At 74.3% G+C, this 16,131-nt stretch carries 15 protein-coding genes; 2 read left to right on the top strand and 13 right to left on the bottom strand.

Annotated elements, in window-relative coordinates; genetic code table 11:
- Positions 1 to 20: 20 nt before the first annotated feature.
- The gene (locus tag OG974_RS30600; protein ID WP_327286138.1) at positions 21 to 1,616 is read right to left on the bottom strand and encodes a class I adenylate-forming enzyme family protein; all 1,596 of its coding nucleotides are present in this window, start codon (positions 1,614 to 1,616) and stop codon (positions 21 to 23) included.
- A 142-nt stretch (positions 1,617 to 1,758) separates the two neighbouring features.
- Here OG974_RS30600 and OG974_RS30595 point away from each other — a divergent pair, with 142 nt between their 5' ends.
- Positions 1,759 to 2,232: a nuclear transport factor 2 family protein gene (locus OG974_RS30595; protein WP_327286137.1), complete on the top strand. Its 474-nt coding sequence runs from the start codon at positions 1,759 to 1,761 to the stop codon at positions 2,230 to 2,232.
- Positions 2,233 to 2,294: 62 nt separating this feature from the next.
- Here OG974_RS30595 and OG974_RS30590 read toward each other — a convergent pair whose 3' ends face one another.
- The 6 genes from OG974_RS30590 to OG974_RS30565 all read right to left on the bottom strand — a co-directional run bounded on the left by OG974_RS30590 (position 2,295) and on the right by OG974_RS30565 (position 8,196).
- Positions 2,295 to 3,596: an FAD-dependent monooxygenase gene (locus OG974_RS30590; protein WP_327286136.1), complete on the bottom strand. Its 1,302-nt coding sequence runs from the start codon at positions 3,594 to 3,596 to the stop codon at positions 2,295 to 2,297.
- 5 nt (positions 3,597 to 3,601) lie between these two features.
- Positions 3,602 to 3,865, bottom strand: coding sequence for an acyl carrier protein (locus OG974_RS30585; protein WP_327286135.1), 264 nt, complete (start codon positions 3,863 to 3,865; stop codon positions 3,602 to 3,604).
- Between the two features lie 64 nt (positions 3,866 to 3,929).
- On the bottom strand, positions 3,930 to 5,216 hold the full coding sequence (locus OG974_RS30580; RefSeq protein ID WP_327286134.1) for a ketosynthase chain-length factor: 1,287 nt from the start codon (positions 5,214 to 5,216) through the stop codon (positions 3,930 to 3,932).
- Positions 5,213 to 6,478 carry a beta-ketoacyl-[acyl-carrier-protein] synthase family protein gene (locus OG974_RS30575; RefSeq protein ID WP_327286133.1) on the bottom strand — a complete coding sequence of 422 codons (1,266 nt, stop codon included), beginning with the start codon at positions 6,476 to 6,478 and terminating at the stop codon, positions 5,213 to 5,215. The genes OG974_RS30580 and OG974_RS30575 overlap by 4 nt, the downstream gene beginning before the upstream one ends.
- On the bottom strand, positions 6,475 to 7,245 hold the full coding sequence (locus OG974_RS30570) for an alpha/beta fold hydrolase (protein ID WP_327286132.1): 771 nt from the start codon (positions 7,243 to 7,245) through the stop codon (positions 6,475 to 6,477). The genes OG974_RS30575 and OG974_RS30570 overlap by 4 nt, the downstream gene beginning before the upstream one ends.
- A 129-nt stretch (positions 7,246 to 7,374) precedes the next feature.
- Positions 7,375 to 8,196: an AfsR/SARP family transcriptional regulator gene (locus OG974_RS30565; RefSeq protein ID WP_327286131.1), complete on the bottom strand. Its 822-nt coding sequence runs from the start codon at positions 8,194 to 8,196 to the stop codon at positions 7,375 to 7,377.
- Positions 8,197 to 8,406: 210 nt separating this feature from the next.
- Between OG974_RS30565 and OG974_RS30560 the strand changes: the two genes are divergently transcribed.
- A complete protein-coding gene (locus OG974_RS30560) occupies positions 8,407 to 9,330 on the top strand; it encodes an AfsR/SARP family transcriptional regulator (RefSeq protein WP_327286130.1) in 924 nt (307 codons plus the stop codon).
- A gap of 4 nt (positions 9,331 to 9,334) precedes the next feature.
- Here the strand turns inward: OG974_RS30560 and OG974_RS30555 are convergent, their stop codons facing one another.
- From OG974_RS30555 to OG974_RS30530, 6 genes are all read right to left on the bottom strand, one after another.
- Positions 9,335 to 10,213 (bottom strand): MBL fold metallo-hydrolase, encoded by an 879-nt coding sequence (locus OG974_RS30555; RefSeq protein ID WP_327286129.1) that lies wholly within the window; start codon positions 10,211 to 10,213, stop codon positions 9,335 to 9,337.
- A gap of 417 nt (positions 10,214 to 10,630) precedes the next feature.
- Positions 10,631 to 11,452: a 4'-phosphopantetheinyl transferase superfamily protein gene (locus tag OG974_RS30550; RefSeq protein WP_327286128.1), complete on the bottom strand. Its 822-nt coding sequence runs from the start codon at positions 11,450 to 11,452 to the stop codon at positions 10,631 to 10,633.
- A complete protein-coding gene (locus tag OG974_RS30545; RefSeq protein WP_327286127.1) occupies positions 11,449 to 13,308 on the bottom strand; it encodes a beta-ketoacyl synthase N-terminal-like domain-containing protein in 1,860 nt (619 codons plus the stop codon). Before OG974_RS30545 ends, OG974_RS30550 begins: the two co-directional genes overlap by 4 nt.
- 35 nt (positions 13,309 to 13,343) lie before the next feature.
- Positions 13,344 to 14,216 (bottom strand): acyl carrier protein, encoded by an 873-nt coding sequence (locus OG974_RS30540; protein ID WP_327286126.1) that lies wholly within the window; start codon positions 14,214 to 14,216, stop codon positions 13,344 to 13,346.
- Between the two features lie 33 nt (positions 14,217 to 14,249).
- Entirely contained in the window at positions 14,250 to 15,014 is a 765-nt protein-coding gene (locus tag OG974_RS30535; RefSeq protein ID WP_327286125.1) for a ScbR family autoregulator-binding transcription factor, read from the bottom strand.
- Positions 15,015 to 15,105: 91 nt separating this feature from the next.
- Complete coding sequence (locus OG974_RS30530) at positions 15,106 to 15,960, bottom strand: AfsR/SARP family transcriptional regulator (RefSeq protein WP_327286124.1); 855 nt, start codon at positions 15,958 to 15,960, stop codon at positions 15,106 to 15,108.
- Between the last annotated feature and the right edge of the window lie 171 nt (positions 15,961 to 16,131).

Below are 16,131 nucleotides of genomic sequence, written 5' to 3'. Positions count from 1 at the left end.
GTCGGGGTCCGGGGCCGGGGTCAGACGGCCGCGGCCTCCGCGGCGGCGCGGCCGCGCAGGCTCTGGCGCAGCGTGCGCCGCTCGGGCTTGCCGACGTGGTTGCGCGGCACGGCATCGAGCACCTCGACGCGGCGGATCTGCTCGAAGTCGTTCAGGCGGGCGTTGGCGCGCTCCACGATGGAGTCGAGGACGTCGAGCAGGCCGGGGGCGGTGGGGTCGCGCAGGACGATGCCGGTCCACACGAGCGCGCCGTGGACCGGGTCGGGCCAGCCCGCCACGATGCACTCGGCGACGCGCGGGTCGGCGCCGATGACGTCTTCGACGGCGCTGGGCGAGACGAGCTCGTTGTCGTACTTGAAGACGTCGTCGAGCCGGTCCACGAGGAACAGCACGCCGTCCTCGCCCAGGTATCCGATGTCCCCGGTGGCGAACCAGCCGTCCGCGTCGACGGGCCGGGTCACGGTCTCGTCGAGGTATCCGGCCATCACCTGCGGCCCGCGGACCTGGACCTCGCCGGTGGCGTACACGTCGAGCGGCGTGCTGGTGTCCACGGCGACGATGCGGCATTCGGTGCCGGGTACGGCGGCGCCCACCGAGCCGCTCTTGGGACGGTGCGGGTCCTGGCAGTGGGACAGCGGGGAGAGCTCGGCCAGCCCGTAGCCCTGGATGACGGGCACGCCCAGGCGTGCGCGCAGGGTGCGGGCGGCGGTCGGGGACAGGGCGGTGCCGCCGGAGAGCACGGCGGTGAGGCGGGCCCCGGCCGGGAAGTCGTGGGTGAGCCGCTCGTCCTGGGCCAGCCGGTGCAGACGGGCGGGCAACCCGTAGTAGTGGGTGGCCCCCACCTGCGCGGCGGCGGCGAGCGAGGCGATCGGGTCGGGGTCGGTGCACAGCACCTGGCAGGCACCTGCGTACACGCCCGAGTTGAGGTGCATGACGTGGTAGAGCGGCAGGTGGTTGAGGGTGACCGAGTCGCTGCCGAGGTCGTGCGCGGCGGCGGTCTGGGCCGCGTTCGCCACCAGGTTGCGGTGGGTGAGCCGGACGCCCTTGGGACGGCCGGTGGTGCCGGTGGTGAACTGGATGCACGCGTCGCCGTCGAGGTCGACGGCCCCGGGCAGGTCCGTCCGCTCCGGCGCCGACTCCAGGGCGGCCTCCAGCGGGACGGCGTCGCCGGGGACCATGCCGTCGGGCGCGTCGGTGACGACCACGGACCGCAGGTGCGGCAGCCCGTCGCCCAGTTTGACCAGCAGCTCGGCGGTGGCGGTCGGTACGAACGCCACTTCGACCTCGGCGGTGCGCAGGACGTGCACCAGGCCCGCCTCTTTGATCAACGGGTTGACCAGCACCACCGTGTTCCCGCTGCGCACGGTCCCGTAGTAGGCGGCGGCGAAGACGGGGTCGAGGACGTTGGCGACGCCGATCCGCGCTCCGCGCCGGCCGAGGGTGTGCTCCAGGTAGGAGGCGAAGCGGTCGGCCCGGGCGTCGAGTTCCGCGAAGGTCACCGTCGTCGTGACACCGCCGCCCGTCGCGGTCCGGATCGCCCGCCCGGCCGGGTCGCGGACCGCCGCCCGACGCAGCAGGCCGTCGAGCGGAAGTTCCGGGTACACGAATCTCGGCATGGTGCTCTCCTCCTGGCTCCCGAAGGGGCAGCCGCGGCTGCGGCGGAGCCTCCACCCTGGGCAGCGGCGCTTGAGGAGTCTTCGAAGGGCGCTCGATCCGCGCCGCAGATGCTGTGGGGAACCGATGGAACGGAGTCCCGCGATGACCGCGACAACCGCGACGATCGCCGCCGAGGCGTCCCCCCGCCCGCCCCGGGAACGGGAGTTCGGGCTGCTGTACGCCGAGGTCCAGCAGTTCTACTCCCGGCAGATGCAGCTGTTCGACTCCTTCGAGGCCGAGCCGTGGGCGCGTACGTTCACACCGGACGCGGTCTTCGACGTGCCGACGCTGCCGGCGCCGGTGATCGGGCGCGCGGCCCTCGCCGCGAACGTCCGGCGCAACGCGGAGGTGCAGGCCGGCACCGGCGAGCAGCTGCGGCACTGGCTCGGCATGCTGGACGCGCGGCCGCAGCCCGACGGCTCGGTGCACACCCGCAGCTACGCACTGGTGTACCTGACCCCGCGGGGCGGTGGGTCGAAGGTGCACCGGGTCTGCGTGATGGAGGACGTACTGGTGCCCGCGCCCGGCGGCTGGCAGGTCGCCCACCGCCTGGTGACGCGCGACGACCTGGCCTGACCGCCCGCGCAGCCCCGCGGACCCGGGGCTACGCGGGCCCGCGGGGCTACGCGGCGCGGTGGCTACGCGGCGCGGTGCGCGGGCAGCGGCGTGAACAGGTCGGTGCGCACCCCGGCCGGGTCGTGACCGTGCGCGACCTTCCGGGTGATCTTCGCGCCGATCGGGGTGCGGGTGACGAGCGCCGCCGCCCGCGCCCGCAGGAAGTCGGCAGCGGGCCCGCCGCCGCCGAACATCGTGCGGGCCTGCATGACCTGCATGCGGTGCACGGCGGCCGCCGCCGGGGCGCGCCGGTCCCGGTAGGCCGCGAGTCGCCGGGCCGTCGGCTCCCCGTCGGACAGCGCGGAGACGAGTACGGGGTGCAGCGCGGCGGCGTCCTGGAGGGCCAGGTTGATGCCCTGGGCGCCGATGGGCCCGTGGGTGTGGGCGCTGTCGCCGAGCAGGACGAGCCCGTCGCGCACCCATTGCGCGGCGTGCGAGGCGAACACGTCGAGCAGGGTCAGGTCGGCCATGGCGGTGATCTGTTCGTGGACGAGGTCCGCGAACGGGGGCAGTGCCTCGGCCAGTTCCCGTCGGATGTCCTCGATGCCGCGCCGGACGGCGCCGCGCCAGCCGCCGTGCGGCAGGGTCCAGCCGATCCGCAGCCGGTCGGGGTGGGTGTCGTGGACGAGCAGGGCGCTGCCGGCCGTGCGGTGCACCCGTACCCGCCCGGTGGCCCGGCCTGGCGCGTGCAGCGCGAACCACACCACGTCGTGGGCGAAGGACTCGACGCGCCCCGCGTCGATGCCGGCGAGCGCGCGGGTCTTGGAGAACCGGCCGTCGGCGCCGACGACCACCTGCGCGCGGACGGTGACGGGCACCCGATCGGGGCCGTTCACCACGGCGCCCGTGCAGGGGCCGTCCGGCCGCCGCTGGCGGAGCGCGGCGATCCGGTGGCCTTCGAGCAGGGTGAAGCCGGGCAGCCGCCGGCAGGCGGCGAGGAGTTCCCGGAGCAGGTGCGGCTGCGGGAGGGCGAGCAGGTGGTCGTACGGGGCGGGCAGCCGCCCGTAGTCGATGTCGAGCAGCACCCGCTCCCGCTCCAGTACCTGGAAACCGCCCAGGCACGCCGCGCCGTGGGCCGCAGCTCCGGCGAGGACGCCGAGTTCGTCGAGGATCCGCTGGCCGCCGGGCTGGAGGATCTCGCCGTGGAAATCGCGGTGGAACGCGGTGGAGCGTTCGACCAGGGTCACCCGGACGCCGGAGCGCAGCAGCATGAGCGTCAGCGCCAGCCCGGCCGGCCCGGCCCCGATGACGCAGACGTCGGTGTCGATGGCGTCGCCGGCGGTGGCGGTGGTGGAGGCGCCGGCGGTGGCTGCCTGTTCGCGCACCGGGCTCAGACCGCGGCCCGTGCTGCCAGCACCTCGTTGACCATGGCGAGGTAGCGGCGGGGGGTGTCGGCGTCGTCGAGGGCCTCCTCGTCGAGGAGGACGTCGTATTCGCGCTCGACGTACCCGGTGGTCTGGAGGACGGCGAGCGAGTCGTAGCCCAGCTCGAACCAGTTCATGTCCAGGACGTCGCCGTCGAGGTCGATGCCCTCCTCCTCGCCCGCGCACTCGCGCAGGATGCGCTTCAGGTCGTCGAGTTCCAGCCGGTCCATGGTCTCCCTCTGTTCTGGTGGGGTGTGATGTGGGCGTGGGGGGGGTGTGGGGGCGTGGGTGAGGTCAGGCGTCCGCGGCACGGACGACGACGGCCGAGTTGAAGCCGCCACGGCCGCGGGCGAGCACGAGCGCGGTCCGCAGCGGCAGCCCCAGGGCGGGGCTGGGCGCTCCGGTGACCAGGTCCAGCGGGCAGTCGTCGGCCGGGAGCTCGGTCCCGGTGGTCGGCGGGATCAGCTGGTCGCGCAGGGTGAGCAGGGCGGCTGCCACGTCGAGGGCCGCGCCACCTGCGGCGAGCCGCCCGGTCATCGACTTCGGTGCGGTGACGGGCACCCCGCGCGGGCCGAACAGCGCGGTGATCGCCTCGGCTTCGGCGCGGTCGGCGCCCCGTTCGCCCGCGGCGTCGGCGAAGACGACGTCCACCTCGTCGGGGTGTACGCCCGCGTCGGCGAGGGCGAGTTCGGCGGCCGCCCCGAGCCGGGAGGTCCCGTCGGAGTCGAAAGTGGCGGCATGCCCGGCGAGGGTCCCGTAGACGCGGGCTCCGCGCCGGCGCGCCTCTTCGGCGCCCTCCAGGACGAGGAGCGCGCCGCCCTCGCCCGCGACGTGGCCGCTCGCGTCCTCGGCGAACGGCAGGTAGGCGCGGGCCGGGTCCTCGCGGTCGGTGAGCCCGCCGCCGGCCAGGTAGGCGGCCCAGCCCCAGGAGCACAACGCGGAGTCGATGCCGCCGGTGACGACGAGCTCGGCGCCCTTGCGGATCTGGCGGCGGGCGTGGGCCATCGCGTCGAGGCCGCCGGCCTGCTCGGAGACGATCACTCCGGAGGCGCCGCGCAGGCCGTGCCGGATGGAGATCTGGCCGCTGTTGACGGCGTAGAACCAGGCGAAGGACTGGTACGCCGAGACGTGCTGGCCGCCCTTGCTCCACAGTGCCTGGAGCTCCTGCTGGCCGAACTCGAACCCTCCGAAGGAGTTGGCGGTGACCACGCCGGCGGCGTGCTCGGGCAGCTGCGCGGGGTCGGCCCCGGCGTCGTCGAGGGCCTCCTTCGCTGCGGCGAGCGAGAGCCGGGTGACGCGGTCCGTCTGCGGCAGCAGCCGGCTCGACACGTGGTCGGCGTCGACGAATCCGGGCACCTCCCCGGCGAGCTTCGCCGGGTAACCGCTCGCGTCGAACCGGCTGACCGGCCGGATGCCCGAGCGGCCGCGCAGGACGGCGGACCACCAGGCCTCGGTGCCGAGCCCGTTGGGGGCGGCGACCCCGATGCCGGTGACGACGGGGGCCGCGGTCCGCGGCCGGGCGGCAGCGGGTACGCAAGCGACGGCAGGGGCGGGGGCAGGGGCGGCGACTGCGGTGGTCATCGGTCCGCCTTCAGGTTCGGGCTGGTCAGGATCATCGCGCTCTGGAACCCGCCGAAGCCGCTGCCGACGGTCAGGACCGCGTCGGTGCGCTGCCGGCGGGCGGTCAGCGGGGTGTAGTCGAGGTCGCAGGCCGGGTCGGGCTCGTGCAGGTTCGCCGTCGGGGGGACGGTGTCGTGTTCGATGGCCAGGGCGCAGGCGGCCACTTCGAGGGCTCCGATCGCGCCGAGCGAGTGCCCGATCATCGACTTGATGGAGCTGACGGGGACCTCGTACGCCCGTTGTCCCAGGCTCCGCTTGAACGCCTCGGTTTCGTGCTTGTCGTTCTGCTTGGTGCCGGAGCCGTGCGCGTTGATGTAGTCGATGTGCTCGGGCCCCAGCCCCGCCTCGCCGAGCGCGGCCGTGATGGCCGCGGCCATCTCGACTCCGTCGGGCCGCAGTCCGGTCATGTGGTACGCGTTGCTGCGCGAGGCGAATCCGGAGATCTCGGCGTAGACGTGGGCGCCGCGGCTGCGGGCGTGCTCGTACTCCTCGATGACGAGCACGGCCGAGCCCTCCCCGAGGACGAACCCGTTGCGGGTGCGGTCGAAGGGCCGCGAGGCGGTCTCCGGCTCGTCATTGCGGGTGGAGGTGGCACGGATCGCGTCGAAGCAGGCTGCGGTGATCGGCGTGATGGGCGCCTCGGCCGCGCCGGTGACCATCACGTCGGCACTGCCCTCGCGGACGAGGTCGACGGCGTGCCCGATCGCGTCGAGACCGGAGGTGCAGCCGGTGGACACCAGCGCCACGGGCCCCTGGGCGCCGACGGTACGGGCCACCTCGGCCGCCATCGAGCTGGGGACGAAGTAGTCGTACAGGTGGGGTACGGCCTTGGTGTGGTCGACGAGCGTACGGGTGCCCTGCTCGCTGACGACCCCGTACTCGGCGTCCAGGCCGGTGGTGCAGCCCAGCGCGCTGCCGAGGGTGACCCCGGTGCGCGCGGCGTCGTACGAGCCGGCCAGGCCGCTGTCGGCGAGGGCCTCGCGGGCGCTGACGACGGCGAACTGGGCGGCGCGGTCCAGGCGCCCGGACTGCTCGGCGCTCAGCCCGGACTCCTGCGGGTCGAAGTCCGCCTCGGCGGCGATCCGGGAGCGGAACGCGGAGGCGTCGAAGAGGGTGATGGCGCGGGTGGCCGTCCGGCCGTCGGTCAGCAGCGACCAGAATTCCTTGGTGCCCGGGCGGCCCGGGGCCACGACCCCGATGCCCGTGATGACGACTCGTCTCATCGCCCTTCCCCCTGTCCTGTCTGGTCGCGGTGGCCGCGCAGCACGATGCGGGCGGCCCGGCCGAGCATCCGGGGCAGTTCGCCGCCCCGGACGAAGAAGTGGCCGCCGGGCACGGTCCGGCGGACGAGCCGGCCGGTGGTCCAGCGCTGCCAGCCCGCGGCGGCCTCGGCGCCGACGAGGGGGTCATCGCGGCCGATGACCGCGAGCACCGGTACGGGCAGCGGACCGGGCGCGGTCGGCGCGGTGGCGGCGGCCCGCAGGCTGCGGGCGAGCCGGAGATCGGCGCGGAGCACGGGGAAGACCGACCGGAACCACACGTCGCCGGGCTCCACGCCGGGCGGCAGCGCGTCGAACCGGTCCAGGACGCGCAGCAGTTCCGCGTCCGGCAGCTCGGCCGAGTTCGCGAGGGCGGCCGGGAGGTCCGGCGGCGGGCTGGCCCCGACGGCCAGCAGCGCGGGCATCGCCAGCCCGTACTCCCGGACGGCGTGGGCGACGGTCAGGGCGACCGTCGCGCCGAGGCTGTGCCCGTAGAGGATGTAGGGGACGCCGGGTTCGTCGGCTATCTGCTCGAAGAGCGGCTTGAGGTCGGCCAGGAGCTCGTCGCGGCCGGTCAGCCGGATCTCACGGCGCCGCTCGTCGCGTCCGGGCAGCAGCCAGGGCGTGGTCGACACCCCGCTCCCGGCGAGTTTGTCCCACCGGTAGAACGAGGACACTCCGGCCCCCGCATGTGCGAAACAGTGCAGCCGAACGGCCCGTCCGTCGCCCATCGCCACCTCCCAGGAACCGCACCACGTAGGTCTCGACACTCACCGACCTCACTTGAGACCGGCTCGAACCCGTGTGTACGGCCCCTCCCGGGAGGGGACTCGGGGCGGGCGGTGGGGCCGGAGCGCCCCCTATGCCGCGTAGAGGTCGAACGTCGATCCGCGGCGCGGGCCCGCCACCACGTCGAGCGCCGGGTCCACCGTCAGCATCGCCTGGTGCAGGCGCTGGAGCTGCGGGGACGGCTCCACTCCGAGTTCGTCGATCAGGCGGTTGCGCAGCCTGCGGTAGACGTCCAGGGCGGTGGCCTGGCGGCCGGACCGGTACAGCGCGACCATGGCCTGCGAGTGCAGGCCCTCGTGCTGCGGGTGCCGGGCGATCAGCTCGGTCAGCTCGGCGATGACCTCGACGTGGCGGCCGAGGCGCAGGTCCGCGTCGATGCGCCGCTCGACGGTCACGAGCCGGCTCTCCTCCAGCCGCATGACCTCGATCTCCAGGATCGGTCCCACGCGCACGTCGACCAGCGCCGGGCCGTTCCACAGTCCGAGCGCCTTGCGCAGCAGGTCGGCCGCGCGCTCGTCGTCCCCTTCCTCGTACGCGTGCTGACCGCCGACCACGAGGGTCTCGTACGCGTACACGTCCACGGCGTCCGGCGGTATCTGCAGCAGGTAGCCGCCGTGCCGGGTCGCGAGCACGTCCTTGGCGCTGCCCGGGACGCCCGGTCCCATGGCGGTGCCCAGTCTCCTGCGCAGCTGCAGGATGTAGGTCTGCAACGTCGTGAGCGCGCTCTGCGGGAGGTCGGTGCCCCAGATCTCCTCCATGAGGGTCTGTACGGGCATCACCCGCCCCGGATAGAGCGCGAGCAGCGCCAAGATCTGGCGCGGCTTGCCAGCCGTCGGAACAATCGAGCCCCCGTTGACCTCGGCACTCAACGGACCCAGAACCTGAATCTTCACGGTGTCCTCCGCATTTCGTCGAGTTCCCATCGATTTTCAGCCTTCGACTCCGGCACGGTAGCGGTGTCCAGTGCGGTGTCCCGGAATTCTTGAGCAGGTGTCGAGCAGCCCTCCGCCCCAGATGGTTGCAGGACGAAAACAAGCTGGTAGATTCCGCTCAGTGGATTAAAACCGGCACATAATTCATTTCGCCGGGAGGGGGCACGCACCATGGACGACACCGGGGCGGACTTCCGCGTCCTGGGCCCGGTCGAGGTGCTCGACCGCCGCTCGGGGGCGTACGTCGTGCCCTCCGGCGCCAAACAGCGGGCGCTGCTCGGCGCCCTGGTGGTCCGGGTGGGCCAGGTGCTGCCCGCCGACCGGCTCATCCACGAGCTGTGGGGCGACCGGCCGCCCGCGGGCGCGGCGAACGCCCTGCACGCCCATGTGGCCAGGCTGCGCCGGCTGTTGCAGGGCGCGGGCGGGCAGGAGTGGATCGCCACCCGGTCGATGGGCTACCTGCTGCACCCGGGCCGGGCCACCACCGACGCCCAGCGCTTCCACCGCCTGTCCGCCGAGGGCCGGGCGGCGCTCGGCGCCGATCCCGTCCACGCCGCGCAGCTGCTGAGCGGGGCGCTCGCCCTGTGGCGCGGCCCGGCACTGGAAGGCAGCGGGCAGGGGCCGCTGTGCACGGCGGAGGCGGACCGGCTGGAGGAACTGCGGCTGACCACGCTGGAGACCCTGTACGACGCGAACCTGCGCAGCGGGCGGCACGCCGAGGTCGCCCGGGAGCTGGAGCGGCTGACGGCCGGCCACCCGACGCGCGAGCGGCTCTACGACCTCCAGATGCTGGCCCTGTACCGGTGCGGCCGACAGGCGGAGGCTCTGGGCGTGTACGAGCGGGCCCGCCGGCGGCTGGTGGACGGACTCGGCGTGGAGCCGGGCCCTGCCCTGCGCGAGCGGATGGAGGCGATCCTGCACCACGCGCCCACCTTGGCCCTGCCCGCCTCCCCCGCGCCGGAACCCGAGCCGTCCCTGTACGAACTGGGCCGTGCGATCGCCCGTCTCGGCGACCGGATCGAGGCACTGGGCCGGGAGCAGGAGGCCCTGATCCGGCGCTTCAACCAGCTGACCGCGGCCCCGGACGGGCCGTGAACCCTCAGGCGTGGCACTCCAGGGGCCGCCCGTGGAACTCGGTCATCTCCTGGAACAGGGCGCCGATGTCCAGCGGCGACCCCTCCGGCAGGCCCTGCTCCTCGGCGTAGCCGCGGTGCAGGTTGGGCAGCAGGCGCTCGGTGTCCAGCAGTTCGGCGTACGGGCCGGGGCCGGTGGCGCGGGCCAGCTCCAGCGGGGTCAGGCCGGCCGCGGAGCCCTCCCGCGCCAGGCACTGGACCCAGCGCAGGTACTCCGCGTTCGCGTCGAGCAGTTCGGGGCCGCCGACCGGCCCGTGACCGGGTACGACCGTGGTGGCACCGAGCTCCCGCAGCCGGTCCAGCGCCCGCACGGAGCCCGCGACGGACCCCATGACGCAGAACGGCGTGACCCCGTTCATGACGATGTCGCCGGTGAACAGCACGCCCTGGTCGGGCAGCCAGACGACGGTGTCGTCGGTGGTGTGGGCCGCCGGGCCGATGTGGATGAGCTCGGCCCGGATCGAGCCGACGTGGAGCGTGGTGCGGTCCCGGAAGGTCAGCTCGGGCGGGGTGATCTCGATGTCGCCCCAGCAGACGTCCGGCCACAGCCCGGCCATGTGCAGCCCGGCCGCCCGGACCATGGTCCGGGTCCGCTCGTGGCCGATGGTCAGGGCCTCGGGGAAGACGAAGTTGCCGTAGGTGTGGTCGCCGTGGAAGTGCGTGTTGACGAGCGCCCGCGGCGCCCGCCCCGCCAGCCGCAGCACGGCCCCGCGCAACCGCCGTGCCCGGCTCTCGGTGGCGGCGGTGTCGACGAGCGCGCTGTGCCCGCCGTCGACGAGGATGCCGGCGTTGTTCAGGCACCAGCCCCCGGCGGGCTGCACGTAGGCGTGGACCCCGTCACCCACCTCGACAACGCCACCTTCGCCCCGCACGGCCCACCTCTTTCCCAAAGATCCGTAACCAGAATTCTCAACCGCCCCGCCACGCCCCCGCTAGATTCCCCCTAAAATCCCCGTGGAATTTCCCCCTCGCCGCGCATTCCCAGGCGCCACCTTGACCAAATGTCGAGCGAATTCCTGACCCGCCTATTTCTCACGACAACGGGTCACGGGGCAACCGGCGTAGATACAGGCGCAGACACCGCAGGTGCAGGCGCAGGCGACCCATCGCGGGGGCGGATCACCGATCCGCCCCCGCATTCGCGCCGGCCGATGCGTCCGGCGACCCGGCGGCGGTCCGCCGGGACCGGGCGGCGCAGTGCCGGACCCACCCCGCGCCCCTACCGACACGGCACGGCGCGGCACGGCGCGGCACGGCCGGTGTCAGACTCCCGCCGGTTCCGGGAGGACCAGGCGGCGGGGGGCTGCGCGGCCCCAGGGGAAGCCGTGGTGCAGGTGGACCGCCGGCGGCCGGGCGGCATCGACCTCGACCGCCACCGCCGCCAGGACCTCCGGCACCGGCTCGACCTCCAGGAACCGCCACCGCACCGCCGAGTCGTCGGCCGGCGGCCGGAAGCCGAGGACGCCCCGGTCCTCGGCCAGGGTGAACACGAAGGAGTCGAAGGGCAGGCCGAGTCCCAGCCCGCGCGCCTTCGAGTACGCCTCCTTCAGCGTCCACAACCGCAGGGCCCGCCGGTCGCGCGGCCGCCCGGGGGCGGCGCTGGCGATCCACTCCTGCTCCTCGGCGGCGAACGTCGCGATGATGTTGTCCAGTCCCCGCTCACCGCGGTCCAGCCGCTCGACGTCGACGCCGATGCGCGATCCGCGGGACACGCCCAGCAGGTTGTAGGCGTTGGCGTGGGAGAGGTTGAAGTCCAGCGCGTCGGCCCCGCGCGGCAGCCCGCCGGCCGGCGTCTGGAGGAACGGCCGTCCGCGCGAGGAGCGCCAGATGATCGCCTCGGCTTCGGGGATGCCGGTCTCCAACGCCAGTACCCGCCGGACCAGCGCGTGGGCGACGAGGTACTGGCGGCGGTCGCGTTCGAACAGGAAGCGGCCGGCCACCTCCTGTTCATTCTCGTCCAGCCAGTACGAGGCCAGCGTCGCGGCGATCCCGGGCGCGAGGTCCTCGTTGGGGCAGAACCACAGGTTCACCGGGGCCGGCTCGTTCTCCCCCGGGCCCGCCGGGTCGACGGGCAGCGCGGTCATGCGGGGCCGCCGTCTTCGCCGCCCAGCCACAGCGGAACGCGCAGGAACGCGGACGCGGGCAGCCGCACTCCGGCGGTGGCGGCCCCGCGGGCCGGCTCCAGCGCGGCCCAGTCGACGTCCAGCCCGGACAGCCACAGGCCGCGCAGCTGGTGCAGGTGCCCGGACTGCCAGAGTGCGGCGAGGTACCCGTCCGTCTCGGGTACGGCGCCCAGTCCCAGCGGGTCGGCGCCGCCGTCCCGCAGATCGGCGCAGGGCGCCCCGTCCCGTACGAACTGCTCCAGGGCCCGGACCAGTTCGCCGGTGTCACCGACGACGACCGCGAACCGGCAGTCCATGGCGGCCCGCCCGGTACGCAGGGCGCGCGCGAGCCCGTCGAGCGGGGGAACCGGTCCCGGGCCCTCCAGCAGCTCGGCGAAGCGCCGGGCGGTGGCGGCCAGGTGGGCGGGGGTGGGGGCGGACAGGACGAACAGCTCACCGGCCGCGCCGACCCGCTCCGCGCCCTGCTCCGTGGCGGCGGGCACGTACTCCTCCAGGACCACGTGCGCGTCCGCGCCGCCGGCCCCGCGGACGCCGACGCAGATCCGGCGCGGCACGTTCTCGTCGCCCTGCCAGGGTTGCGCCTCGGCGCGCCCCGGCCCGGGCGCCAGGCTCCGGTGGCGCAGCTGGAGCACGGCCCGGGTGAGGGCGGCGGCGCCGGTCGCCGCGCCCGCATCGCCGACGAGCGGGCGCACGGACCCGGCGTCCTCGCGGACGGCGGCGGCGGACGCCTCGACACCGGCCGCGCGCAGGGCCTCGCGCAGCACGCGCGGCGCCGGGGCGTCGGCCGACGTGTCCGCCGACGCCGGCCGGACCGGTCCGGCGGGCCCCGTACACCCGCCGGACCGGGACCTGCGGCCGGGGCCGGCCGCCGTGGGATCGGGTGCGGTGTGGCCGACCGCGCTGCCGCGCACCACGCAGTGGACGTCGTCCCCGTCGGCCAGGGCCCGCGCCAGGGGCTTGAGCAGCAGGGCGCCGACGCCTTCACCCGCGCCGGGGTGTCGGCTGGAGGGGTGCAGCAGCAGCCGGACGCCGCCGACGAGCGCGGCGGCGCATTCGCCGCGGTGCAGCGCGGCGACGGCTTGGTGCAGGGCGACGAGCACGGAGGACTCCGCGGTGTCGACCGACTGGCTGGGGCCGGTGAGGCCGAGCAGGGCCGAGAGCCGGTTGGGCAGGCTCCACTGGCCGCCGCGGGGCATCGGCCGGGGCCGCTCGCGCCGCCAGGTCCCGGCGGCGAGGAGCGCGTAGTCGCCGCTCCCGGCGCCGGTGAACACCCCGACGCTGCGCGGCGTCCCGTCGGCGGCGGTCAGTGCGTCGAGACGGCCGCCGGTGCACCCGGCGTCCTCCAGGGCCTCCCAGGCCGTTTCGAGGAACAGCCGTTCCTGGGGGTCCATCAGGGCGGCTTCGCGCGCGTCGATCCCGAAGAACTCCGGGTCGAAGTCCTGTACGCGTTCCAGGTAGTGGCCGGGCTCGTCACCGGGCCGCCCGGGCGGCGGGGCCGAGGCGCTGCCGTGGCCGTCGCGCGCCCGGCGCCAGAACGCGCCGAGGTCGGGCGCGCCGGGATAGCGCCCGGCCAGCCCCACGACGGCGACGGGCCCGGCACCGGCCACCGGCCCGGCCCCCACTGCCCGGTCGACCGGCCCGGCAACGGCGCTGGGCCCGACGGCACCGGCGTGCTCCGCGTCCCGTTCGGGCCGGGCGTCCGGCTGTGCGAGGACGACGGGTCCCGCACCGGTGGCGGCGCCGGTCAGCAGCGCGGCCACCTGGGCCCGGTCCAGATGGCCGTTCTTGAACCGGGTCAGGACTTCCTTCTCGTCCATCTGGACGCGCTCCTTCTGGGGGTGGAAAAGCAGCTTCAGCCGCGGCGGCCGAGCAGCACGAGTGCCTCGTCCACGGTGAGCCGGTCGTCGCGGATCGCGTCCAGCAGGACGTCGAGGTCGCCGCTGGGGAGCGGCCGTACGACGGCGGGGGCCGGGGCGGGGACGGGAGCCACGGCGGCGACCGGAACCGGAACCGGGATCGGGACGGCGGCCGGGCGGAAGGCCCGCTCCGACGGCCGGGGCGCCGCGCCGAACTCCTGCCGGACCTGCCCGGCCTGCCCGGCCTGCCCGGCCTGCGCCGCCTGCACGGCCTGTGCGGCCGCTCCCGTCCGCGTCGCGATGTAGGCGGCCATCGCGGCCAGGTTGGGGTGTTCGTACAGCAAAACGGACCGCTCCTGGAGGCCGAAGGTGCGGTTGACGACCGCGATGAACTCCGCGCCGACCATGGAGTCCACGCCGAGCACGTTGAACGCGGCGGTGGTGTTGATGTCCCAGGGGTCGCAGCACAGGATCCCCGCGAGCTGTTCGCGCAGCACCTCCGCGATCCCGGTCGCCGCGGCGGCGGCCGGCGACTGCCGGGCGGGGGCGGTGGCCGGAGCCGCAGCGGCCGCGGCGGCAACAGGGGCCGCGGCGGCAACGGAAGCGGGCGCGGCGGCCGCACTGCCCGCCGCCCGCGCGACCTCCCGCGCGAAGGACGCCGGCGTCGGGAAGTCGTACAGGTCGGTCGCGAGGACGCGCAGTCCGTACCGGGTGTTGACGACGGCCACGAACTCCACGACCAGCAGGGAGTCGAGTCCCATGGACTGGAAGGTCTGCTCGGGGTCGATCTTCTCCGGCTTGACCCTCAGGACGTCGCCGAGCACTCCGATGAGGTCCGTCAGTACGTCCGCAGGGTGTTCATTCATCATCGCAGGCTCCTCCAAGCCGTCGGTGGCACACGGTCACGCGGTACTGCCGGAGAACACCGGCCGGGACCGGTCGTCCGCCCGGTCGTCCGCCCGGTGGCGCGCGCCGTCGGCCGGCACGGCGCCCAGTACGTCGTCCCGCGCGTCGCCCCGTACCTCGCCCACCCGGCGGGGCGCGGTGTCGGGATCCGGCATCCCGACGTGGAAGTCCCGCTCCGTGCCCTCGGGCACCAGGCCGGGCAGCAGCAGCGTCCACAGTCCCGAGACGCGGCGCTGGAGCTCGGCGTACGGCATGCCCGTGGCGGCGAGTGCCTCGATGCCGCAAGCCGCCGCGGCGACCAGGGATTCGATGCTCTCCCAGCGGCCCTCGGCGCGGAGTTCGCCCGCGTCCCGGGCCTGGCGCAGCAGCCCGCAGACCTCCGCGAGCCAGATCCGGTGGAAGTCGGTGGCGCGCGAGGGCAGTCCCGCGCACTCCTTGGTGATGCGGAAGCTGGCCGGGATCGCCGGTTCCTCGCGCAGGTTGAGGGCGAGCCAGTGCGTCGTGTCGACCAGGGTCTGGAGCGGAGAGCCGCCGGACGCGCTCAGTTCGCGCACCGCTGCGTGCAGCAGCTCGCAGCCGCGCAGCTGGACGGCCTCCGCCAGTTCGTCTTTGGAGGCGAAGTGGAAGTACAGCGCCCCCTTGGTCACTCCGGCGGACGCCGCGATCTCCCCGAGCGTCGCGTTCGCGTAGCCGTTGCGGTGGAACATCTCGGCCCCCGCGTGCACGAGTTTCCTGCGGGTCCGCTCCGACCTCTCCTGCACCGCGCTGCCTCCTCGGCCCGTGGTGGTCCGGGCGCGCGTCCGGCCCGGCGAGCCGGTTGCGGCCGCGTTCCTGGTGTCGCGTGCGGCCATCTCAGCCGACGCGTACGAGTCGCTCGCTGTTGGTCTCCGCCACCACCGGACTCTCGGGGCTGGCCATCAGGATCGAGCGCTGGAGCCGGCGCAGGGCGGCCGACGGCTCCAGCCCGAGCTCGCGCACGAGCGTGGCGCGCAGCCGCTGGTAGACGTCCAGGGCCTCGCCGCGGCGGCCGGAGCGGTGCAGGGCGAGCATGAACTGGCCGTGCAGGTTCTCGTGGGTGCGGTACCGGCTGGCCAGCACGGTGAGTTCGGCGAGCAGCTCGCGGTGCCGCCCGATCCGCAGGTCCGCCTCGATGCGCTGGTCGAGCGCACAGAGCCGGGTCTCCTCCAGCCGCCGGGTCTCCATGTCCAGCTGGATTCCGCCGTGTACGTCGGCGAAGGCCGGTCCGGACCACAGGGACAGCGCCTCGCGCAGCAGCCGGGCCGCGCCGGGGAAGTCGCCCGCGTCCATCGCCCGGTAGCCCATGCCGGCGAGCCGGTCGAACTCGCGGACGTCGCTGGTGCCGCCACCGCTGTTGAGCAGGTAGCCGCCGGGCAGCGTGACGAGGACGTCCTTGGCGGTGCGCCGGCCCGTGGGGGCCGCTGCGCCCTCGCCGTCACCGGCGGACTCGCCCTGTTCCAGGGCGGTCGCGATGAGGGCGCGCAGCTGCAGGACGTACGTCTGCAGTGTGGTCCGGGCGCTGCGCGGCGGTGCTCCCGCCCACAGTTCCTCTATGAGCGCCGACACCGGGACGACCTGGTCGGCATGGAGCGCCAGCAGTGCCAGCACCTGTCGCGGCTTCGGGGCGGTCGGCGTAACGGAGACTCCCTGTTCCCGCACCGCCAGTGTGCCCAGTACTTCGATGTCCACGCCGTACTCCCCTGTCCGTGGATGAGCCTTCGCCAGTAAAAAACAGGACCGGCGGTTTGTCAATACGAAACCGACCATGCTGTTTTTATCTCTTAGTTGTCCTAACGAACCCTCAGAAAACCTTTCTGACCTGGGATGTTGTCGACGCGTCAGGGTGCAGAGCCCGGTTCA

Source organism: Streptomyces sp. NBC_00597 (assembly GCF_041431095.1).
Taxonomy (GTDB): domain Bacteria; phylum Actinomycetota; class Actinomycetes; order Streptomycetales; family Streptomycetaceae; genus Streptomyces.
The sequence above is the reverse complement of the archived record's forward strand: the minus strand, read 5'-3'. Positions and strand labels throughout refer to the sequence as shown.